Origin of the sequence: Streptomyces sp. NBC_00846, assembly GCF_045207325.1 — a bacterium.
In the GTDB taxonomy this organism is placed as follows: domain Bacteria; phylum Actinomycetota; class Actinomycetes; order Streptomycetales; family Streptomycetaceae; genus Streptomyces.
Map to the genome: position 1 here is coordinate 2983894 of NZ_CP108846.1, position 21238 is coordinate 3005131.

Here is a 21238-nt window from a genome sequence, read left to right on the forward strand (position 1 = left end):
TTCGACTTTTCGGCCTGGCAGGCGGATGCCCCCAACACGTACACGACCACGGTCAAGAACGAGGCCGCGAACAAGTGCCTCCAGCCCAGCGCCCCGACGCCGCAGCGAGGGACCACCGTCGTCGTCCGGACCTGTGACGGCTCACAGCTCCAGAAGTGGAGCCTGTACCCCGAGAAGGCCGGCGACAGCTACACGGGCTGGTGGATGTACCGGCCCGTGGTCGACAAGGACCTCGCCCTCAGCCTGAACAGGTACAACGACGGCAGCTGGGACACCCTCTACCTGAACATCGCGCAGCCCAGCTCCGACCGGCTGTGGCGCCGGACGTTCAACGACACCCCCACGGCCAACGGCTAGTGCCCCCTCCCGGCAAGCTTTGCCTCGTCGCGCCGCCCAGCACGCACGCTCCTTCCGGGCAAACATTGCCGGTCGCGGCACTAGTCCGGGCGGGGTGGGCGATGCGCCCGGGCTCGCCGCCCACCCCTTCGTGGGAACGTGACACCCGAACCCCGATGTGTCACGTCTTTTGCACCCCTTGTGCCCCGGCGGTGTCTACGCGGACTCCGTCACTCCGCCGAAGACGCCTGCCGGAAAGCGGAGTTCACCGCGGTCAGCCCGCCGTCCACCCGTAGTGTCGTGCCGGTGATCCAGGCCGCGTCGCGCGAGGCGAGGAAGGCGACGGCGGACGCGATGTCGTCGGGCTCGCCGATCCGGCCGAGCGGGTAGAGGCGGCTCACCCGGGACAGTTCCGCGTCCCGGCCCGCCCAGGCGTCCGTGCGGACCGTGCCGGGTGCGACCAGGTTGACGCGTACGCCGCGCGGTCCGGCATGGCCCGCGAGGGTGCGGGTCAGGCTGCCCAGGCCCGCCTTGGCGGCGCTGTAGGCGTGGTTGCCGAAGTCCTGTTCGCCGTTGACCGAGCCGATGTTGACGATCGCGCCCCGGCCGGAGGCCACCAGGTGCGGAAGGGCGGCGCGGGCGCACCGGTACGGGCCGGTGAGGGTGATGTCGAGGTCGCGCTGCCAGACCTCGTCGGGCTCGTCCTCGAAGAGCGGGGCATCGGACGTGCAGGCGTACGCGTTGTTCACCAGCACGTCGAGGGAGCCGAAGGCGGCGACGGCGTGGGCGACCGCGGCCTCGACCGCCGCCCGGTCGGACACGTCGCAGCGCAGTGCCTCGGCGGTCCCGCCCGTCTCGCGTATCGCCGCGGCAGTGCGTTCGGCTCGGTCGCCGTCCAGGTCGGTGACCAGGACACGGGCGCCCTCCGAGGCCAGTCGGCGGGCCGTGGCCGCCCCGATGCCCCGGCCCGCCCCGGTGATGAGCACGCCGTATCCGTCGAACCGTGAACCAGCAGAGGAAGGAGGAGTCATAGCGCCGACCGTACTGCCCTGACCAGGGCCTGGGCACGGGGATCGGCGGTGACTCCCTTCTGCAGACCGTTCGTCACATAGCCCAGCGCGATACCGGATTCGGGATCGGCGAAGCCGAGTGAACCGCCCCGGCCGGGGTGGCCGAAGGAGCCGGGGGCGAGCAGCGGGGCCGCCGGGCCGTGCAGCATGTAGCCGAGGCCGAAACGGGTGTTGACGACCAGGACCCGGTCCGGGCCCGCCGACTCCTCGGTGCGGGCGAGGGTGAGGGTGGCCGGGGCGAACAGGCGGTGGCCGTCGACCGGGCCGATCATCGCGGCGTAGCAGCGGGCCAGCGCGCGGGCGGTGGCGATGCCGTTGGAGGCGGGGAGTTCGGCCGCCCGGTAGTCGGGGGCGTTCTCGTCGGGGAAGGGGTCGATGGCCCCGAAGGCGCGGCGGGTGAGGGACTCCGGATCGCGGTACGCGTCGGTGACGGACCGCTTGGGGCGCATCCGCAGGGTGCCGCCGTTGCCCGCGAGGGCCGGTGGTTCGACGGGGCCGACGCGGCCCACCCGGTGCGCCTCGTCGGCCGGGAGGCCGAACCAGAAGTCCAGGCCGAGCGGGCGGGCGATCTCCTCGGCGATCCAGCGGCCGACGGTGCGGCCGGTGACCCGGCGCACCAGTTCGCCGATGAGCCAGCTGTAGGTCTGGGCGTGGTAGCCGTGGTCGGTGCCGGGCTCCCACTGGGGGCGCTGGGCCGCGACGGCCTGCGGACCGGAGATCCCGTCGGCCGCCTCGGAGGGGGTCAGCGGGCAGTCGAGCGCGGGTATGCCGGCCCGGTGGGCGAGGAGGTGGCGGACGAGCACCCGCTCCTTGCCGGCCGCCTTGAACTCCGGCCAGTACGTGCCGACCGGGGCATCGAGATCGACCTGGCCGCGCTGGTGCAGCAGCAGCGGTACGGCGGCGGCGATGCCCTTGCCGGCCGAGCGGACGATCTGCACGGTGTCGACGGCCCACGGTTCGGCCCGGTCGACGTCTCTCGTACCGGCCCACAGATCGACGACCTTGCGCCCGTCCCGGTAGACCGTGACTGCGGCGCCGCGTTCGCCGCGCTGCTCGAAGTTACGGACGAAGGCATCCCGGACCGGTTCGAATCCGGCCGCCACCGTGCCCCGTACGTCCACACCTGTTCCTGCGCTCCCGCTCATCCCCCCATGGTGCATCCCGTCGCAGGTCGCGGGTGGGGCGGGTCAGCTCGAATCCACGGTCACGGAACGCGGGTCGAAGCCGAAGGGCAGCTCCAGGCGGTGGCCGCGCATCAGCTTCTCGTCACAGAGCAGATCCTGGGTGCGGTCGTCGGCGGCGATGACGCCGTCGCTCAGGACGACCGCGCGCGGGCAGAGCTCCAGGGCGTACGGCAGATCGTGCGTGACCATGAGCACGGTGACGTCCAGGGACCGCAGGATGTCGGCGAGCTCGCGCCGCGAGGCCGGGTCCAGGTTGGAGGACGGTTCGTCCAGGACGAGGATCTCCGGCCGCATGGCGAGGACGGTGGCGACGGCGACGCGGCGGCGCTGGCCGAAGGAGAGGTGGTGCGGCGGCCGGTCCGCATACTGCGCCATGCCGACCTGCGTGAGCGCTTCGGTGACGCGTTCCTCCAGTGCGGCGCCGCGCAGCCCGGAGGCGGCGGGGCCGAAGGCGACGTCCTCCCGGACGGTGGGCATGAAGAGCTGGTCGTCGGGGTCCTGGAAGACGATGCCGACGCGGCGGCGGATCTCGGCGAGGTTGCGCTTCTCAACGGGGAGGCCGGCAACCCGGACAGTGCCCGCGCCGGCGTCGAGGATGCCGTTGAGGTGGAGGACGAGGGTGGTCTTGCCGGCTCCGTTGGGGCCGAGCAGGGCGACGCGTTCGCCCCGGTCGACCGTCAGGTTCACGCCGAAGAGTGCCTGATGGCCGTCGGGGTAGGCGTAGGCGAGGCCGCTGACCTCCAGCGACGGCGCGGGGGCGGTGTGCAGGCTCATAGGGTCCATCCCAGCAGGCAGATCGTGAGGGCGAGGACGGGGAGGGCGGCGGCGTACGCCCACTGGGTCCGGGAGGCCGTCACCTCGTCGATGACCGGCATGGAACCGGCGTAGCCGCGGCTGACCATCGCGAGGTGGACGCGTTCGCCACGCTCGTACGACCTGATGAAGAGCGCGCCCGCCGATTTGGCCAGGACGCCCCACTGCCGTATCCCGCGGGCCTCGAAGCCGCGGGAGCGGCGGGCGATCGACATCCGGCGCATCTCGTCGGTGATCACGTCGCCGTACCGGATCATGAAGGACGCGATCTGGACGAGCAGCGGCGGCAGCTTGAGCCGTTGGAGGCCGAGCAGCAGTGCGCGCAGTTCGGTGGTGGAGGCGAGGAGCACGGAGGCGGCGACGCCGAGGGTGCCCTTGGCCAGGACGTTCCAGGCGCCCCAGAGGCCGGGGACGCTGACGGAGAGTCCGAGGACGTGGGTCTGCTCGCCAGGCACCACGAACGGCATGAGCAGCGCGAACGCGACGAATGGCACCTCGATGAGCAGCCGCTTGAGCAGGAAGCCCGCGGGGATGCGGGCCAGCGCGGTGACGGCGCCGATCAGTACCGCGTAGAACGCGAACGCCCACACCGCCTCGCGCGGCGTCGAGACGACGACCACGACGAAGCAGAAGGCGGCGGCGAGCTTGCAGTGCGGCGGCAGGTCGTGGACGGGCGAGTGCCCGTGCCGGTAGAGCCTGTGCGCATGTCCCGCGCCCACGTCAGACCATTTCCCGGTCGTGCGCGGAGCCGGCGGGCGCGTCCGGCGTGCGGCGGCGGCGGAGCACGTAGAAGACCCCGCTGCCGACCACGATCGTGGCGCCGACACCGATCACCCCGGCGAGGCCGCCGGAGACGCGGGCGTCGGAGATGTCCTTGACGCCGTAGTCGGCGAGCGGGGAGTCCTTGGCGGCGTGCTCCTCGGTCTTCTTGTCGATGCCCTGGTCGGCGGCGACCTTCTCCAGGCCGTCGGGGCTCGCGGAGGCGTAGAAGGAGACGAAGCCCGCCAGGACGAGGGCGGTGATCAGGCCGGTGGCCCAGAGTCCCCGGGGGGAGCGGGCGGCGACCGGGGCGACGGGCTGCCGGGCCGGGACGTCGACGAGCTCGCCGTCGACCCGGAGCTTGAGCGGGGCGGTGAGTCCGCGGGCGCCGTGGACCAGGTCGGGGCGTACGGCGACGACGGCGCCGACGGTCAGCGCGGTGATCACGGCCTCGCCGATCCCGATGAGGACGTGGACCCCGACCATGGCGGTGAAGACCTTGCCGATCGGGATGTCCGTGGTGCCGCCGATCCAGTAGATCAGCGTGAAGACGCCGGCCGCGGCCGGTACGGAGACCAGGGCGGCGACGAAGGACGCGACCGTCACGGAGCGGCGGGTCCGCGGGAGGACGCGGGCCAGCCCGCGGAAGAGGGCGTACGCGACGACGGTGGTCGTGATGCCCATGTCGAGCACGTTCACGCCGAGCGCGGTGAGGCCGCCGTCGGCGAAGAGGATGCCCTGCATGAGCAGGACGACGGAGATACAGAGCACCCCGGTGTACGGCCCGACCAGGATCGCGGCGAGCGCCCCGCCCAGCAGATGCCCGCTGGTGCCCGCGGCGACCGGGAAGTTCAGCATCTGCACGGCAAAGATGAACGCGGCGACGAGGCCGGCGAGCGGCGCGGTGCGCTCGTCCAGCTCCCGGCGGGCGCCCCGCAGGCTGACGGCGACGGCGCCCGCGGCGACGACTCCGGCGGCGGCGGAGACGGGGGCGTCGATGAATCCGTCGGGTACATGCATGTGGGCGCTCCGCTTCCTGCGATCCTGCGTCACCGCGAACGGTGTCGTGAACCGCTCAATGATAGGGCCTTGTTGCGAACGCTTCGCAAGAGCGGGAATGTCACAGCTGGACGCCCCCGGCTCCCCGGCAGGAAACCTCACCGCGCCTTCAGCAGGAAATATGGGACATTAAATGACGAACCCCAACAGACTGGAGGAGTCGGCCATGCCCCCCGTGATTCATGAACAGGCCGAGGCCTGGCTCGTCAATGACACCCCCGACCTCCCGGCGGTACCGGTCGACCTGCTGTACGACGCCGACGTGGACCCGCGCACCGTCCATGTCGCCTTCCCCGGCGGCATCGACTGGGCCTTCAGCCGCGATCTGCTGGAGCGCGGACTGCGCTCCCCCGCCGAACTCGGCGGCATCCGGGTGTGGCCGTGCGGCCGGACCCAGCTGGTCGTGGAGCTCCGCTCGAAGGAGGGAGTGGAGGTGGTGCAGTTCGACAGCGCGCCGCTGATCCGTTTTCTGCACCGCACCTACGGCGAGGACGCCCCCGACCGCACGCCCATGACCCATATGGACGCATGACACCCACGCAATGACACCCACGCGATGAGGCATCCGCGATGAGGCCCACGCGATGACGCATCCGCATGACGGAAGCCCCCGTGCCGCACGGGGGCTTCCGTCATCGCCCGGTCCCCCGTCCCCACAGGTGACCGGCGCATCCGGGGCCGCGCTCCGCTCGGACGCGGGCCCCTCAGGCTCCATGGCTCAGACGCGGGTCAGCTCGCGCTCACCCTCGGCGTCGCCGCCGCGTCCGTCGCCGCCGAGTCCGTCGGCGCCGCCCCCGGACGTCTCGCCGAGCTGCTTGCGCAGCCCCTCGCCCTCCACGTCCACGTTCGGCAGGAGCCGGTCCAGCCGGCGCGGCAGCCACCATGCGCGCTTGCCGAGCAGGGCGAGGACCGCGGGCACGATCGCCATGCGGACCACGAACGCGTCGAAGAAGACGGCGATGGCGAGCGAGAAGCCGATCATCTTGACCATCTGCTCGCTGGAGCCGATGAAGCCGGCGAAAACCGCCATCATGATCACGGCCGCGGCCGTGACGACCCGGGCGCCGTGCCGGAAGCCGGTGACGATCGCCTGGCCGGGCTTCTCGCCGTGGACGTACGCCTCCCGCATCCGGGTCACGAGGAAGACCTCGTAGTCCATGGCCAGGCCGAAGACCACGCCCACCATGAAGATCGGCATCATGGACATGATCGGGCCGGTCTGTTCCACGCCGAAGAGCGAGCCGAGCCAGCCCCACTGGAAGACCGCGACGACCGCGCCCAGGGCCGCGACGACCGAGAGCAGGAAGCCGAGCGCCGCCTTCAGGGGCACCAGCACCGACCGGAAGACCAGCATCAGCAGCAGGAAGGCGAGGCCGACGACGAGCGCCAGGTACGGCAGCAGCGCGTCGTTCATCTTCTGCGAGAAGTCGATGTTCATCGCCGTGGAGCCGGTGACCAGAACCTCGGCGCCGGTGCCGGACTTGATGTCCTTGCCCGTGTCACGGATCGCGTGGACCACGTTCTCGGTCTCGGTGGAGCTCGGCCGGTCCTTCGGGACGACGGTGATCATCGCGGTGTCGCCGGCCTTGTTGAACTGGGCCGGGGAGACGGCGACGACGCCCGGGATGCCGGAGATCTCATCGGCGACCTGCTTGGCCGCACTCTTGCCGTCGGAGCTGTTCACGGTGTCGACGACGACCATCAGCGGCCCGTTGAAGCCGGGGCCGAAGCCGTCGGAGAGCAGGTCGTAGGCGCGCCGCTGGGTGGTGCTGGTGGGCTGGGAGCCGTCGTCCGGCAGACCCATCTCCAGGGAGGCGGCCGGTACGGCGACGACACCGAGGCCGATGACACCGGCCAGCAGCACCCAGACCGGCTTGCGCAGCACGAACCGCGCCCAGCGGGTGCCCATGTTCGGCTTGTCCTCGGCCCGGCCCGGGGCCCCGGCGGCCTTGCGCCCCTTGCGTCCCAGGACGTGCTTGCCCGCGAAGCCCATCATGGCCGGGACCAGGGTGAGCGCGATGAGGACGGCGATCGCGACCGTGCCGGCCGCGGCGAAGCCCATCTTCGACAGCATCGGGATGTTCACGACGGCGAGGCCGACCAGCGCGATCACGACGGTGAGGCCGGCGAAGACGACCGCGGAACCGGCCGTACCGACGGCCCGTCCGGCCGCTTCCTCGCCCTCCCGGCCCTCGGCCAGCTCGGCGCGGTAGCGGGAGACGATGAACAGCGCGTAGTCGATGCCGACCGCGAGGCCGATCATCATCGCGAGGATGGAGGTGGTGGAGCCCAGGTCGAGCACGTTCGCCAGGGCCGTGATCGTCGAGACTCCGATGCCGACCCCGATCAGGGCGGTGAGCAGCGGCAGCCCGGCGGCGATCAGCGAGCCGAAGGTGATGACCAGCACCACCGCGGCGATGGCGACACCGATGATCTCGGTGGCTCCGGTCTCCGGCATCACCTGGAGCGCGTCACCGCCGATCTCCACGGTCATCCCGCTCTTCTGCGCCGTGTGGCCCGCGTCCTCCAGAGCGGTGCGGGTCGCGTCGGTCAGCTCCATCGAGTTGACCTTGTAGGACACGGAGACGTACGCCGTGGAGCCGTTCTCGCTGACGGCGCCCGCGGTGTACGGGTCGGTGACGGAGGCGATCTGGTCCGAGCCGGACTTCAGCTCGCCGGCGACCCTGTTCACCTCGGCCTTGTTCGCCGGGTCCGTCATCTTCTGGCCGTCGGGGGCCTTGAAGACGACCCGTGCGGTCGCGCCGTCGGCGCCGACGTCGGGGAAGCGCTGTTCCAGCAGGTCGAAGGCCCTCTGCGCCTCCGTACCCGGGATCGAGAAGGAACTGGAGGTGGCGGTGGACGCGGAGGCCGCGCCGAATCCGGCGAGTGCCAGCAGTGCCACCCAGATCAGGGCGACATAGCGGCGGCGCCGGAAGGCGAGCCGTCCGAGCTTGTAGAGAAATGTGGCCACGGAGTCGTACTCCCGGTCAGGTCGTGTGCGTGGAAAAGGGCGTGAGGAACCAGCCCGACGACGAGAGCGGCGTGTCAGGTGGAGCTTGGGGAGAGGGCCGTACGAAGGGGACGGGTCGCGCTGAACGGTCCTGCCGCGCGAAGGGGTCAGACTCCGAGAGCGGGGAGAACCACGGAGTCGACGTAGTCGGTGAGGAATGCCTGGTCGACGGCGCGGTCCTCGACCAGCTGCCGGGCGGCGAAGGCGCCGATCAGCATGTGCGATACGTATTTCAGCGCCGGATTGTCCGGACGCAGTTCACCCCGGGACACGGCTCGGCGCAGCAGCGTGTCGAGGCCGGTCATCTCCGGCTCGATCAGCAGCTCGCGCAGGGCCTGGAGGAGATCGGGATTGTCGTGGACGGCATGGCTCAGGCCCCGCATCAGCGCGGAGTCCTTCTCCATCTGACAGTCGTCACTGCGGCTCAGCACGGCGTGGAAGTCACCGCGCAGCGATCCGGTGTCGATCTCCGCGAGGGAGACCGGCTTGTTGTGCCGCAGGGCCCTGACGACCAGCTCGGGCTTGCTCCCCCACTGGCGGTAGAGGGTGGCCTTGCTGGAACGGGTACGGGCGGCGACGGCGTCCATGGTCAGGGCGTCGTAGCCGACTTCGCGGAGCAGGTCGAGCACGGCGGCGTACAGCTCGCTCTCACGCTCGGGCGTGAGCCGGGTGCGCGCCATGGGTCGACCTCCCGTTCCCGTTTCTCGATCTCGCACATCAGCCATGGAACGAAACTGTTTCGTACACATCGACGGTACCCCGCCCGTCCAGCGAAACGAAATCGTTTCGCTTGTGTTCCGCACCACAAGTTGCCGGGGCCCCCGCGCGCGGAAAGCATTGAAGAGTGAGTGACGACGTCGCGTATCTCCGATTCCCGCACCTCCACGACGATCTGCTCTGCTTCGCCGCCGAGGACGACCTCTGGGTCGCTCCCCTCGCGCCGGAGGGGCAGCGGCCGGGCCGCGCGTGGCGGCTGACCGTCGACCGGACCAGAGTCAGCCACCCGCGGTTCTCCCCCGACGGGAGCCGCATCGCCTACACGACCTGGCGCAGCCTCGACCCCGAGATCCATCTCGCACCGGTCGAGGGGGGCCCGGCGAGGCGGCTCACCTACTGGGGGTCCATGGATGCCCGCGTCTGCGGCTGGACGCCCGATCCCGGGGACGCCGCCCAGATCCTCGCCGTGTCCTCGCACAACCAGCCGTTCTCGCACATCTCCTGGGCCTACGCCCTCCCCACGGACGGCAGCCCCGGCGGCAAGCTGCCCTGGGGACCGGTCTCCGACATCGCGGTCGCCGACATCGACGGCGAGCGCCGCACCCTGCTGCTCACCGGCAAGCCGCCGCACGAACCGGCCTCCTGGAAGCGGTACCGGGGCGGTGCGATGGGACGGCTGTGGCTGCACGGCAAGCGGCTGCTCCCGGACATCGGCGGGCACCTCGACTCGCCCATGTTCGTCGGCGACCGGATCGCGTTCCTCTCCGACCACGAAGGCGTCGGCAATCTGTACTCCTGCCGGCCCGACGGCACCGATCTGCGCCGCCACACGGACCACGACGCCTTCTACGCCCGGCACGCCTCCAGCGACGGCCGCCGGGTCGTCTATCAGTGCGCGGGCGACGTGTGGCTGGTGGACGACCTGGCGTCGCCGGACGCGGTACCGCGGAAACTGGAGGTACGGCTCGGCGGGCCGCGCGTCGGACGGCGTACGCACCAGGTGCCGGCCGCCAGCAACATCGACGCACTGTCCGTGGACGAGACGGGCCGGGCCAGCGCCGTCTCCGTACGCGGCAGCCTGTACTGGCTCACCCACCGCGACGGCCCCGCCCGGACGATCGCCGACACCCCGGGCGTCCGGGTCCGGCTGCCCGAGATGCTCGGCAGCGGCGGCCAGGTCGCCTACGTCACGGACGCCGACGGCGAGGACGCGATCGAGATCGCCTACCTGCCGCGCGCCAGCGGCGACCGCGCCCCGCGCCGGCTGGCCTCCGGACTGATCGGCCGGGTCCACGAACTGGTCTCCGACCCGGACGGCGAACGCCTGGCGATCGCGACTAACGACGGGCGGCTGCTGCTCCTGGACACGGACGAGGAGACGTCCACGGAGGAGCCCGTGGAACTGATCCGCTCCATCAACGGCCCGGTCCGCGACATGGCGTTCTCGCCGGACGGCGCCTGGCTGGCCTGGTCGCACCCCGGGATCGGCCGTTCACTGCGCCAGATCAAACTGGCCCGCATCCTCGGGACGGGATCGCCGGTCATCGTCGACGTCACCAACGGCCGCTTCGAGGACGAGAACCCCGTCTTCACGGGCGACGGACGCTACCTCGCCTTCCTCTCCTGGCGCGGTTTCGACCCGGTGTACGACGTCCACACCGGGGACCTCTCCTTCCCGCTGGGCTGCCGCCCCTACCTGGTGCCGCTCTCCTCGGCGACGCCCTCCCCGTTCGCCCTGTCGCCGGAGGGGCGCCCGGCGGCGGGCGGTCTCGACCCGGCCGACGACGTACCCGACGTGGGTGTGGGAGAGGGGCCGTCGACGGTCACGGTCGAGTTCGAGGGGCTGGAGAACCGGGTGACGCCGTTCCCCGTCTCGGCATCGAAGTACTCGGCCCTTCGTCCGGTGAGCGGCGGCGGGCTCGTCTGGCTGCGCTGGCCGATCTCCGGCGCGCTCGGTGAAACGTTCGCGAACCCGGCGGACATGTCGGGTCGCCCCACCCTCGAACACTTCAACATCTCCAAGGCCAGGAAAACCGAACTCGTCGGCCACCTCGACTGGTTCGCGGTCAGCGGCGACGCGACACGGCTGGTCGTCATGGACGAGGGCGAGCTGCGCGCCGTCCCCGCCACCGAGATCGGCGACAGCGACTCGACGGTCTACCTCGACCTGCGCCGCATCCTGCACGAGGTCGACCCGGCGGCGGAGTGGCGCCAGGCGTACGCGGAGGGCGGCCGCATCATCCGCTCGTACTTCTGGGAACCGGACATGTGCGGCATCGACTGGGACGCCGTGCTCGACCAGTACCGCCCGCTGGTCGAGCGGGTCGCCTCCCCCGACGAGTTCGCCGATCTGATGCGTGAGGTCCTGGGCGAACTGGGCACCTCGCACGCGTACGTCGCACCGGCCCGCCGCAACGAGGGCCCGCCGCACTACCAGCGGGCGATCGGGCTGCTCGGCGCGAACCTGGTGTGCCGGGACGGCGACTGGACGATCCGTCGCATCCTGCCCGGTGACTCCTCCGACTCCAAGGCCCGTTCCCCGCTGGCCGGTACGGGCATCCGGGCGGGCGCGGTCCTCACCCATATCGACGGCCGCCCCGTCGACCCGGTGGCGGGCCCGTACCCCCTCCTCTCCGCGGCGGGCGGCACCACCGTGGAACTCACCTTCCGCCCACCCGAAGGGGAGGGCCCCTCCCGCCGCGTCGCGATCATCCCCCTGATCGACGAACGCCCCCTGCGCTATCAGGACTGGGTGGCCAAACGCCGTGAAGTCGTAAGGGAGTTGAGCCACGGCAAGTGCGGGTACCTGCACATCCCCGACATGGGCGGCTCCGGCTGGGCACAGTTCAACCGGGACCTGCGCATGGAGGTCTCCCGCCCGGCGCTGATCGTCGACGTACGCGGCAACGCGGGCGGCCACATCAGCGAGCTGGTGGTCGAGAAGCTCACCCGCACGATCCTCGGCTGGGACCTGACCCGCAACGCCCAGCCGGTCAGTTACGCCTCCAACGCGCCCCGGGGCCCGGTGGTCGCCCTGGCCGACGAGGCGACGTCCTCCGACGGCGACATGATCACCGCCGTGTTCCGGCTGCTGAAGCTGGGCCCGGTGGTGGGCCAGCGGACGTGGGGCGGCGTGGTCGGCATGACCGGCCGGCACCGGCTGGGCGACGGCACGGTGATCACGGTGCCGATGAACGCGGCCTGGTTCGAGACGTACGGCTGGTCGGTCGAGAACTACGGCGTCGAACCGGACCTGGAGGCCCTGCGCACCCCGCTCGACTGGGCCGAGGGCCGGTACGCGGTACTCGACGACGCGGTGCGGGTGGCCCTGGACCTGCTGGCCGCGCACCCGGCGGCGACCCCGCCGACGTACGACTCCGTCCCGGACCGGCGGCGCCCGCCCCTGCCACCGCGGTAGAAGGCCCCGCGGCGGCACACCGTTCGGCGCTCAGCACGTCGGCCCGGCTCCGGATCTGCCGAGGACGGCGCGGCGCAGGGGGCACGCTGAGTATTTCTCGCCCTGGAGGCCCTGGCCGGCTTCGGCCTGCAGCCCGTCGCTCTGGCCGCTGCTCCCCTGCTGGTCGCCCTCACGGGAATCACACCGTTCGCGAATATTGCAGTGATCGTTCTGCTGACGTCCACCTATGCCGTACTCATCGTGCCGGGTACCGTCCAGCTTGCGTCACCCGCAACAGTCAAGGACCGGCTCGACCACAGGGCGACGATCCCGACTTCGTGAGGAGCACCCAAGACGTGGCCCAGCTTCGCTGCACCGGCATCACCTATGCGTACGGCGGTCTTACCGTCCTGGACGGGGCGGACCTGTCGGTCTCGGCAGGGGAACGCGTGGGCATCGTCGCCCCGAACGGCACAGGCAAGTCAACCCTGCTGCGGATAGCCGGCGGTGACCTGGCTCCGGACAGCGGGACCGTAACCCGGGCGCCGGTGACCGCGACCGTTATCCGTCTGGCCCAAGAACGGGACATGCACGACGGCGAGCCGCTGGGTGACTATCTCGCCCGCCGTACCGGTGTCGCCCAGGCACAGAAGGACCTGGACGCCACCACCCGGTTGTTGGAGGAGCAACTGCCTGGTGCAGACCACGCTTACGCCGAGGCCTGGGACAGGTGGCTCGCCCTGGGAGGAGCGGACCTTCCCGAACGCGCCGCCGGCGTTACGGCCGACCTGGGACTGCGGCTCGACGCCAGAGCCACCTGCGAGCTGTCCGGTGGACAACGCGCACGACTGGCGCTGGCCGCCGTGCTGCTGGCTCAACCGGATATCCTGCTGCTGGACGAACCGACCAACGACCTGGACGACGACGGGCTGTCCCGGCTGGAGCAGCATGTCCGGCACAGCCGAGCGGGCATCGCGCTGATCAGCCACGACCGTGCCTTCCTGGCGGCAACGGTGGACAAGGTCGTGGAACTGGACGAGTTCACCCGCCGTACCAGCGAGTTCGGCGGCGGTTGGGACAGCTTCGTCACGGAGCGTGCCGCCGCCCGGCAGCGGGCTGTCGAGGCCTACGCGGCCTATGAGGCCACCCGGCAGCAGCTGACCGGCACGGCCCGCACGCAGCGGGAGTGGGCCCGTCAGGGCGCGGCTCGTGCGGTCAATCCGCGACGGCAGCCCGATGGGGACAAGTTCCGCAAGGCGTCCCGGCTCGCTGGTGCGCAGAACACCGGTGCGGCAGCTGCCAAGGCCGACCGTGCCGTGCAGCGGCTTGATGCCGCCGCACCTGAGCAGGTGAGGGAGGCATGGCGACTGCAGTTCACGATCGCCGAGGCCGGCGCCCCGTCCGGGACCGCATTGTCGCTGCACGGGGCAGTCGTGCGGCGCGGATCGTGCCACCTCGGGCCCCTGGACCTTGAGGTCGGCTTCGGTGAGCGGGTGCGGATCGCCGGTCACAACGGCAGCGGCAAGACGACGCTGCTGAGCGCCCTGCTCGGTCGTCTGCGGTTGGCGAAGGGCACGCAGCACATCAGCTCTGCTGCCCGCTTGGGCGAGGTCGATCAGACACGAGCCCTACTGGACTGCGAACGGTCCACCGCCGACATCGTGGGCGACGCCACCGGCATGGACACCACCGAGACCCGTACACTCCTGGCCAAATTCCGGCTTGGCCAGGACCTGGCGCTGCGGCCGGCATCGTCGCTGTCGCCGGGCGAACGCACCCGCGCCGGTCTCGCACTTCTGCAGGCACAAGGTGTCAACTGCCTGATACTCGACGAGCCCACCAACCACCTGGACATCGAAGCGGTGGAACAGCTCGAACAAGCGGTGGCCTCCTTCACCGGCTCGCTGTTGCTGATCACGCACGACCGACGTCTGGCCGACGCCGTCCGCGTCGACCGCACCATCCGCGTCGACGACTACCGGCAGCCGTGAGCCAATGCTCTGCCGACTGCCGGCCTACCGGGCCAGAGCAAGGCGAACCAGGTCCGCCTTGTTACGCACACCCAGCTTCGAACGGATCCGCTTCACATGGGTGTCGACCGTGTGCTGGCTGATGCCCAGGCGACGCGCGGCCTGAGCGTGGGTGAGTCCGGCGGCGATGAAGTCCAGCACCCCGGCGTCATCCCCGTCCGCGACTCCAAGCGCGCCGAAGGCCCGGCGCTCGTGATCCCCGCGTCCGCCTGGACCCCGTTCGTCGAGTCCGTCAAGGCGCCCTGAGCGTCGAGCAGTTCACTGCCCACCCGGAGCGAGCGTGGCGACCGGTCACTGGACGGCGGTGACGCCGTCCGGGTTCGGGTCCGGCTTCCCTCTCTCCAGGCACCTCCACGCCACGGGGAAATGACCACGTCTCCCGGTGATGGGCCAGCCGATGACCTCTTCCAGTTGGAGATCGCGGAGAACAGCTTTGTCGAGCTTGGCGCCGGTGGCATTCGTCAGCCCGTGGGGTGGGGCACCGGTGAGGACCCGGCCGAAACGGGCTCCGGTCAGATCCGCTGCGCGCAGGTCGGCGCCAGTCAGATCGCAGCCCGCCAAATTGACCCCCCGCGTGGAGGCGCCGCTCAAATTCGCTCCGCGGAGATCGCATAGTTTGAAGTGGCAGCCATCGAGGGCGGCTTGGCGGAGATCTGTCTCGCGAAATGTGCACCGCGTGAACCACAACGACCGCAAGCGCACCGAAACGAGATCCGCGCCGTCAAAGGACTCCCGCTGGAGAGTCGCGTACTGACGGCGGGAGGCGAGGTTCTCCTTCAGCGTTACCAGTCGGCCCATGCTGGACATCGTGCCAGCTCTTGAATGGGGCTGTCGTTGCCGGACAGTTGGCCGAGCACGGCTACTGCGCCGGCCACAGCCGCTTCTTCCGTGGCCTTCGACTGCACCTGGTGTGCACCCTCAGCGCCTGCCGATCGCTTTCGCCCCGACCAGGGCCAAGGCCGACGAGCGCGAGACGCTGCTGGACCTGCTCGCTGCCGAACCGGAACGTTGGAATCGATCATCCAGGAAGGCCTCAGGATCGGCCTTCCTGGACGGGTCCGTCCCGGAACGACCCCGGACGATCCTCTACCACCGGGCGCCGCAGTGTCTCCCACTGCGCTGCGGCACCGTCCAGCAGCATCTCCAGGGCCGTGGGGTAGGCACTGTCGACCATGCGGGTCGCCAGGAGGGGCGCCGCCTCGGCAATCCGGGGGTGTGTGGTTTGCGGCAGGCGGGCGTACGTCGAGCGCCACATGTCCTCGTCCGCTCTGAGGCTTTCGCGCGGCAGGGCCAGCGAGGCGGCGTCGAGCGCGGCGAAGGCCAGGGTCTGGTCGATGAAGGCCTGGTAGATCCGTACCGCGTCCGGCAGCGGGAACCCCGCCGTGCGAAGTACGTCGAGGATGGCCTCGTCGGCCGCCACCTCGTTGGCTCTGCCGGTGACCCGGTTCGCGGTCAGCAGCGCCGCCTGCGGATGCGCCAGGTACACGGCGTGGATGCGCAGACCGAGGCCGCGCAGATCCGACCGCCATTCCCCCGTGGGCCGCCAGCCCTGCAGGGCCTGCCCGATGAGGGCGTCGCCGATGGCGAGGGTCAGATCGTCCATTCCGCGGAAGTACCGGTAGAGGGTGCTGGGGTCGGCGTCCAGGGCCAGTCCGAGACGGCGGGCGGTGAGTCCCGCGCTGCCGTGCTCACGCAGCATCCGCAGGGCGGTCTCGACGATCAGTTCCCCGGACAGCACGGTGCCGCTCCGGGTGGGACGACGGCGTCGCCGCTTCTCCTCGGGCACCACCGTTTTCGCCACCGCTGCCTCCTCGCCCGACCCTTATGCCAACACCATTGACCTTATCCGAGTACCCGGCGTTGGATCTCCTGGCAGGGGCGCCGCACCTCCCGTCCGTGCGGGCACGCCCCGTCTCCGCAGAGAGGAAGTCCGTGTCATGCGTGTTCTGCTTGTGGGAGCCGGCGGTGTGGGCACCGCGATCACCCGGATCGCGGCCCGGCGCTCGTTCTTCGACGAGATGGTCGTGGCCGACTACGACCTGAGCAGGGCCGAGGCGGCGGTCGCCGCTCTCACGGGCACGGAAGGCTCCGAGGGCCGCTTCCGCGCCGAGCGCGTGGACGCCTCCGACCGGACGGCCGTGTCGGCGCTGCTGACGCGGTACGGATGCGACGTCCTGCTCAATGCCACCGACCCGCGGTTCGTGATGCCCCTCTTCCACGCGGCGCGCGCGGCCGGCGCGACCTACCTCGACATGGCGATGTCCCTGTCGCGCCCGCACCCCGAGCGACCGCACGAGGAGTGCGGGGTCATGCTCGGCGACGCGCAGTTCGCGCAGGCCGACGACTGGGAGAAGGCGGGCGCGCTGGCCCTCGTCGGTATGGGTGTGGAGCCGGGGCTGTCCGACGTCTTCGCGCGGTACGCGGCCGACGAACTCTTCGACGAGATCGAGGAGATCGGCATCCGCGACGGTGCGAACCTCACCGTCGACGGCTATGACTTCGCCCCCTCCTTCAACATCTGGACCACCATCGAGGAGTGTCTCAATCCGCCGGTCGTCTACGAGGCGGACCGCGGCTGGTTCACCACCGCGCCCTTCAGCGAGCCGGAGGTGTTCGACTTCCCCGAGGGCATCGGCCCGGTCGAGTGCGTGAACGTGGAGCACGAGGAGGTGCTGCTCGTCCCCCGTTGGATCGGCGCACAGCGCGTGACCTTCAAGTACGGCCTGGGCGAAGAATTCATCCAGACCCTCAAGACGCTGCACCTCCTGGGCCTGGACAGCACCGAACCGGTGACCGTGCCGGGCGCTGCGGGGCCGGTGAGTGTGTCGCCCCGCGATGTCGTGGCCGCCTGCCTGCCGGACCCGGCGACGCTGGGCGATCGTATGCACGGCAAGACCTGCGCGGGCACCTGGGTGCGCGGCACCAAGGACGGCGCACCGCGCGAGGTCTACCTCTACCACGTGGTCGACAACCAGTGGTCAATGGCCGAGTACGGCTCCCAGGCGGTGGTGTGGCAGACGGCCATCAACCCGGTCGTCGCGCTCGAACTCCTGGCAACGGGCGCGTGGACCGGCTCGGGAGTCCTCGGCCCGGAGGCCTTCCCCGCCCGCCCCTTCCTGGATCTGCTCAACGCGTATGGCTCTCCGTGGGGCATGCGGGAGCAGTGACCGTCTCGGCTCATCAAGGATCCGACGTCCCTCCTGGGTGGGGCGAGCGCCCCGCAGCCGATCCACTCGCCGCTGTCGGGGTATTCCCCGCTCGTCGTCCCCGCGTCCGCTCGGACCCCGCTCGCCGGGCCCGTCAAGGCACCCTGCCGCGAACACCGGGCGGACGCCGTCCGCCCCGCCGGTGACCTGTGGTCTCCGGCGGGGCGGAACGTCCGTACGGAGCGCGGGAATTCGCCCGTTCGGGCGTGATCAGCCGACGCGCACGCCGAACTGGAAGCTGCCGATGGTGTTCATCGACTCGTAGCGGACCAACGTGCCCGGGTAAGGGGCGTGCAGGACGGTGTTGTTGCCCGCGTAGAGCGCCACGTGCGAGGTGTTGTTGAAGAAGACCAGGTCGCCCGGCTTCAGCGCGCTGCGCCCGATGCGGACACCGTCGTTGACCTGGGTGTACGTGACCCGGGAGATCTGGACATTGGCCTGGGCGTAGGCCCACTGGGTCAGCCCGGAGCAGTCGAAGGATCCGGGGCCGGTACCGCCGCGGCCGTACGGCTTGCCCACCTGGGCAGAGGCGGCGTTCAGGGCGGCGGCACCCCAGGCGGAGGCGGGGACCTCGTTGCCGAGTTCGACCCGGTCGCCCGCGGCACGGCTGGCGCGCTGCTGGTCCTCGCGCATCTTCGCGCGCTCGGCTTCGGTCATCGTGTTGAGCAGGCGCTGCGCCTCGGCCAGCTTGCTCTGGAGCTTCTTCTTCTTCGCGCCGAGCGTCTTGCGCACGTCCGCGAGGTCACCGAGCTTGTCCTGGGCCTCCTTGCGCTCCTGCGCGAGGATCCGCTGCTTCCCCTGGATCTTCCCCAGGGTATCGGTCTGCTTGGCCGTCAACTGGTCGAGGGCCGAGGCCTCGTCGAGGAAGGTGTCCGGGTTGGACGAGAGGAAGAGCTGCACCGACGGGTCGATGCCGCCGGAGCGGTACTGCGCCGCAGCGAGCGAACCGAGGCCGTTGCGGAGCGCGTTGATCTCCTGCTGGCTGCGGGCCACCTTGTCCTGCAGCGCGCTGACTTCCTTCTCCAGCTTCTGCTGCTTCTCCTTGGCGCCGTAGTACTGCTCATTGGCCTCGCCCGCCTCGTGGCTGAGTTTCTCGACCTCCGCCCTGACCTCGCCCTTGGAGGGCTTCGGTGCGGCTTGGGCCGCCTGGGAGGTCAGAGCCACGGCCGCGGCGGCGGTCGCGGTGAGCACGGTCACGCGGGCGCGGCTCGGCTGCTTGGGACGACGGTGGGACGCCACGAAGGCGAGCTCCTTCTTCCTCCAGCCGCCTACCGGGCTGTGGGGGAGACGAATCCCCGGCTCCGTGCACGTCACGGACTCGGCGGTGCCTTCACTGCCACCCCGGTTGGGTGATCAATCGCGCGAAGGTTCGAGGCCCGACCTTAGTAACCATCGTGTGACCAGTTCAATTCCTCGCGGGAAGAATCTCGTCACAGGGGCACTTCTTTGGTCACATCGCACCGGCTGTAGCCGTGACTTGACGGTCCGTTCCTGATTTCCAGCACGCCGCAACGGGTCTCACCAGACGCGTGAAAGCCGTTTCGGAGGCAAGGCGGACGCAAACCGGGCCCGGCCCCCGCCCTCCGCCTCTCCGTCGCGCACGTCCGGCACGAAGGCTGCGCGGACATTTGCCGGACACACCGTGCCGGTGGTTTGTTGACTGCGGGTCAGGGCTGTAGTAGGCCATTCAAGGCCGTGCACGCGGTTGCCGACAATGCGGCCGTGATCGTGGCCGAAGACCTCACCACGACTTTCGCCGGCGTCAAGAAGCTGGGGAAGAACACGAACCGACGCCTCGCCGCGTGGACCAAGGGTGTCACCGCGGAAGCGCTCAATGCCGTGTCGGACCGCAGAGGTTCTGCGGTGCGGCTGGTCAACGCTGCCTATACATCACAAGTCGTCCCCTTTACGAACATCCTTGGTGTCCGCAAAGGGGACAGGCTTCACTGCACCGAGTGCGGGACTGTGTGGCAAGCCGACCACGCCGGAGCGGTCAACATCCTGCACAGGGACAGTGATCCCATCACCCTGTTCACCGCGCACACGCGGGTGAGACAGCTCTTGCAGGAACGTACCGACCGCCAACGGTCCCGACTGCCGATGGACCAGGACTCCAGCACGTCAGCACAACTGTGCTCGTGCGGAGAGCAAAATATCCGAATGCTCAACAACGAGCAATAAGCAGGAAGCAGCAACGACGTGCACCAGCTCACGTACGACGACATCAAGGCCGCCACCGAACGGATCGCCGGGCACGTCCGCCCGGTCGCCGTGGCCCCCGTCGACCCGGGAACGATCCGCACGGCGCACCGCGGTCCGCTCGACGACCGGCCCGAGAAGCCCTACGAGGTCTGGTTCGCACTGGAGTTCATGCAGTACACCGGCTCCTTCAAGGCGCGCGGCGCGCAGAACTTCATCCAGGCCCACCGCGAGGCAGGCACCCTGCCGAGCGCTGGGGTGACCATCGCCTCCGGCGGCAATGCCGGGCTGGCCTGCGCCTGGGCGGCCCGGCAACAGGGCGTGCGGGCAACGGTGTTCGTGCCGACCGTCGCCCCGGCGGTGAAGGTGGCCAAGCTCCGCGGCTTCGGGGCGGACGTGCGGCTGGTCGGCGCGGAGTACGCCGAAGCCCTGGAAGCGTGCGAGGAGTTCGCCGCCTCGTCCGGCGCGCTCGCCGCGCACGCCTACGACCACCCGCTGATCGCCGCAGGGGCCGGCACCCTGCTGGAGGAGATCCACGCCCGGATCCCCGGTCTGGACACCGTGGTGGTCTCGGTCGGCGGCGGCGGCCTGTTCGCCGGCGTCGCCGCCGCTGCCCGGCACCACGGAATCCGCACGGTCGCCGTCGAGCCGGAGAACTGCCGGGCGCTGAACGCCGCCATCGAGGCCGGTCGCCCGGTCGACGTCCCCGTCGACTCGATCGCCGTCGACGCCCTCGGCGCCCGACGCGCCACCGCACTGGCCCTGCACGCCGCCCGCCAGGACGACGTCCGCTCCGTCCTGGTACCGGACGGCGAAATCGTCCGCGCCCGCCAGACGTTGTGGGACCACCACCGCGTCGCCGTCGAACACGCTGCCGCCACCGCACTGGGCGCGCTCACCGCTCCGGACCTTCCGAACGGGCCGACGGCGCCGGGCCACGGCTACCGGCCGCGCGACGGCGAGCGGGTCGCCGTGGTGCTGTGCGGGGCGAACACCGACCCGAGCGACCTGGTGCGCCCGGCCGAGAACTGAGATCCGGTGGCCGGCCGGGACTTGCCGCCCTGGCCGGTGGCCCCGCCGGAAGCCCCGGCCGACGCCACGCGAAAGGGGCGCACCCGGTCACCCGGGCACGCCCCTCACAGGCAACGCGCAGTGTCACGAATCGCGTCAGCGGTCGAAGCGCTCGCGGGTGTCGTCCGTCGCGCCCTGGGCCTTGCCACGGCCCTGCTGCGACGTCTTCGAGCCCGGCTTCGAGGCCCGCTGGGACGCGCCCTGCGCCCGCTCCCGGCCCTCGCCGTGGGCCTCGCGGCCCGCGCCCTTGCCCTCGTTCGTCTTCTTCTTCGCCTGGTCGGCGAGCTCCTGCGCCTTGTCCTTGAACTGGTCTGCGATACCCATGCTGTTTACTCCTAGTGATTGCGTGGGGACGACCCGTAAGGGCCTCGATCAGAGTTACACGCT

The 21238-nt window shown here is 70.5% G+C and carries 20 protein-coding genes; 8 read left to right on the plus strand and 12 right to left on the minus strand.

What is annotated here, in order from left to right; genetic code table 11:
- Positions 1–204: 204 nt before the first annotated feature.
- Entirely contained in the window at positions 205–357 is a 153-nt protein-coding gene (locus OG936_RS13715; RefSeq protein WP_406494892.1) for a hypothetical protein, read from the plus strand.
- A gap of 209 nt (positions 358–566) precedes the next feature.
- On the opposite strand, the gene OG936_RS13720 is transcribed toward OG936_RS13715, so the two are convergent.
- The 5 genes from OG936_RS13720 to OG936_RS13740 all read right to left on the minus strand — a co-directional run bounded on the left by OG936_RS13720 (position 567) and on the right by OG936_RS13740 (position 5182).
- Complete coding sequence (locus OG936_RS13720; RefSeq protein ID WP_406494894.1) at positions 567–1367, minus strand: SDR family NAD(P)-dependent oxidoreductase; 801 nt, start codon at positions 1365–1367, stop codon at positions 567–569.
- Positions 1364–2527 carry a serine hydrolase domain-containing protein gene (locus OG936_RS13725; protein WP_406500429.1) on the minus strand — a complete coding sequence of 388 codons (1164 nt, stop codon included), beginning with the start codon at positions 2525–2527 and terminating at the stop codon, positions 1364–1366. The genes OG936_RS13720 and OG936_RS13725 overlap by 4 nt, the downstream gene beginning before the upstream one ends.
- Positions 2528–2593: 66 nt before the next feature.
- Positions 2594–3364: an energy-coupling factor ABC transporter ATP-binding protein gene (locus OG936_RS13730; protein ID WP_406494896.1), complete on the minus strand. Its 771-nt coding sequence runs from the start codon at positions 3362–3364 to the stop codon at positions 2594–2596.
- Positions 3361–4122, minus strand: coding sequence for a cobalt ECF transporter T component CbiQ (gene cbiQ, locus OG936_RS13735; protein ID WP_383757869.1), 762 nt, complete (start codon positions 4120–4122; stop codon positions 3361–3363). The genes OG936_RS13730 and cbiQ overlap by 4 nt, the downstream gene beginning before the upstream one ends.
- A 1-nt stretch (position 4123) precedes the next feature.
- Positions 4124–5182, minus strand: coding sequence for an energy-coupling factor ABC transporter permease (locus tag OG936_RS13740; RefSeq protein WP_406494898.1), 1059 nt, complete (start codon positions 5180–5182; stop codon positions 4124–4126).
- Positions 5183–5387: 205 nt separating this feature from the next.
- Between OG936_RS13740 and OG936_RS13745 the strand changes: the two genes are divergently transcribed.
- A complete protein-coding gene (locus OG936_RS13745) occupies positions 5388–5753 on the plus strand; it encodes an SsgA family sporulation/cell division regulator (protein WP_383757873.1) in 366 nt (121 codons plus the stop codon).
- Between the two features lie 186 nt (positions 5754–5939).
- On the opposite strand, the gene OG936_RS13750 is transcribed toward OG936_RS13745, so the two are convergent.
- Positions 5940–8192: an MMPL family transporter gene (locus OG936_RS13750; protein WP_406494900.1), complete on the minus strand. Its 2253-nt coding sequence runs from the start codon at positions 8190–8192 to the stop codon at positions 5940–5942.
- Between the two features lie 146 nt (positions 8193–8338).
- A complete protein-coding gene (locus tag OG936_RS13755; protein WP_406494902.1) occupies positions 8339–8911 on the minus strand; it encodes a TetR/AcrR family transcriptional regulator in 573 nt (190 codons plus the stop codon).
- A gap of 164 nt (positions 8912–9075) precedes the next feature.
- Between OG936_RS13755 and OG936_RS13760 the strand changes: the two genes are divergently transcribed.
- Positions 9076–12366 (plus strand): S41 family peptidase, encoded by a 3291-nt coding sequence (locus OG936_RS13760; protein ID WP_406494903.1) that lies wholly within the window; start codon positions 9076–9078, stop codon positions 12364–12366.
- 335 nt (positions 12367–12701) lie between these two features.
- Positions 12702–14336, plus strand: a complete 1635-nt coding sequence (locus OG936_RS13765; protein ID WP_406494905.1) for an ABC-F family ATP-binding cassette domain-containing protein — start codon at positions 12702–12704, stop codon at positions 14334–14336.
- 24 nt (positions 14337–14360) lie between these two features.
- Here OG936_RS13765 and OG936_RS13770 read toward each other — a convergent pair whose 3' ends face one another.
- Complete coding sequence (locus OG936_RS13770; protein WP_406500430.1) at positions 14361–14465, minus strand: LuxR C-terminal-related transcriptional regulator; 105 nt, start codon at positions 14463–14465, stop codon at positions 14361–14363.
- Here OG936_RS13770 and OG936_RS13775 point away from each other — a divergent pair.
- Positions 14433–14621: a DUF397 domain-containing protein gene (locus OG936_RS13775; RefSeq protein WP_406494907.1), complete on the plus strand. Its 189-nt coding sequence runs from the start codon at positions 14433–14435 to the stop codon at positions 14619–14621. The two genes, OG936_RS13770 and OG936_RS13775, sit on opposite strands and share 33 nt — an antisense overlap.
- Before the next feature lie 45 nt (positions 14622–14666).
- Here the strand turns inward: OG936_RS13775 and OG936_RS13780 are convergent, their stop codons facing one another.
- Both OG936_RS13780 and OG936_RS13785 read right to left on the minus strand, forming a co-directional pair.
- Positions 14667–15182 carry a pentapeptide repeat-containing protein gene (locus OG936_RS13780; protein ID WP_406494909.1) on the minus strand — a complete coding sequence of 172 codons (516 nt, stop codon included), beginning with the start codon at positions 15180–15182 and terminating at the stop codon, positions 14667–14669.
- Positions 15183–15408: 226 nt separating this feature from the next.
- Positions 15409–16176: a TetR/AcrR family transcriptional regulator gene (locus tag OG936_RS13785; RefSeq protein WP_406494911.1), complete on the minus strand. Its 768-nt coding sequence runs from the start codon at positions 16174–16176 to the stop codon at positions 15409–15411.
- A 136-nt stretch (positions 16177–16312) separates the two neighbouring features.
- On the opposite strand from OG936_RS13785, the gene OG936_RS13790 reads away from it, so the two are divergent.
- Complete coding sequence (locus tag OG936_RS13790; protein ID WP_406494913.1) at positions 16313–17542, plus strand: saccharopine dehydrogenase C-terminal domain-containing protein; 1230 nt, start codon at positions 16313–16315, stop codon at positions 17540–17542.
- A gap of 249 nt (positions 17543–17791) precedes the next feature.
- On the opposite strand, the gene OG936_RS13795 is transcribed toward OG936_RS13790, so the two are convergent.
- Positions 17792–18820, minus strand: a complete 1029-nt coding sequence (locus OG936_RS13795) for an NlpC/P60 family protein (RefSeq protein ID WP_406494915.1) — start codon at positions 18818–18820, stop codon at positions 17792–17794.
- A 483-nt stretch (positions 18821–19303) separates the two neighbouring features.
- Between OG936_RS13795 and OG936_RS13800 the strand changes: the two genes are divergently transcribed.
- Positions 19304–19762, plus strand: coding sequence for a zinc ribbon domain-containing protein (locus OG936_RS13800; RefSeq protein ID WP_406494917.1), 459 nt, complete (start codon positions 19304–19306; stop codon positions 19760–19762).
- Between the two features lie 18 nt (positions 19763–19780).
- Complete coding sequence (locus OG936_RS13805; protein ID WP_406494918.1) at positions 19781–20812, plus strand: threonine/serine dehydratase; 1032 nt, start codon at positions 19781–19783, stop codon at positions 20810–20812.
- 135 nt (positions 20813–20947) lie between these two features.
- On the opposite strand, the gene OG936_RS13810 is transcribed toward OG936_RS13805, so the two are convergent.
- Positions 20948–21175 carry a hypothetical protein gene (locus OG936_RS13810; RefSeq protein WP_406494919.1) on the minus strand — a complete coding sequence of 76 codons (228 nt, stop codon included), beginning with the start codon at positions 21173–21175 and terminating at the stop codon, positions 20948–20950.
- Positions 21176–21238 lie beyond the last annotated feature (63 nt).

Bases quoted from the DNA above. Each gene is read 5' to 3' on its own strand.
- OG936_RS13720 (WP_406494894.1), bottom strand. From the start codon at position 1,367: ATGACTCCTCCTTCCTCTGCTGGTTCACGGTTCGACGGATACGGCGTG.
- OG936_RS13810 (WP_406494919.1), bottom strand. From the start codon at position 21,175: ATGGGTATCGCAGACCAGTTCAAGGACAAGGCGCAGGAGCTCGCCGAC.
- OG936_RS13745 (WP_383757873.1), top strand. From the start codon at position 5,388: ATGCCCCCCGTGATTCATGAACAGGCCGAGGCCTGGCTCGTCAATGAC.
- OG936_RS13740 (WP_406494898.1), bottom strand. From the start codon at position 5,182: ATGCATGTACCCGACGGATTCATCGACGCCCCCGTCTCCGCCGCCGCC.
- OG936_RS13715 (WP_406494892.1), top strand. From the start codon at position 205: ATGTACCGGCCCGTGGTCGACAAGGACCTCGCCCTCAGCCTGAACAGG.
- OG936_RS13730 (WP_406494896.1), bottom strand. From the start codon at position 3,364: ATGAGCCTGCACACCGCCCCCGCGCCGTCGCTGGAGGTCAGCGGCCTC.
- OG936_RS13790 (WP_406494913.1), top strand. From the start codon at position 16,313: ATGCGTGTTCTGCTTGTGGGAGCCGGCGGTGTGGGCACCGCGATCACC.
- OG936_RS13775 (WP_406494907.1), top strand. From the start codon at position 14,433: ATGGGTGTCGACCGTGTGCTGGCTGATGCCCAGGCGACGCGCGGCCTG.
- OG936_RS13755 (WP_406494902.1), bottom strand. From the start codon at position 8,911: ATGGCGCGCACCCGGCTCACGCCCGAGCGTGAGAGCGAGCTGTACGCC.
- OG936_RS13780 (WP_406494909.1), bottom strand. From the start codon at position 15,182: ATGTCCAGCATGGGCCGACTGGTAACGCTGAAGGAGAACCTCGCCTCC.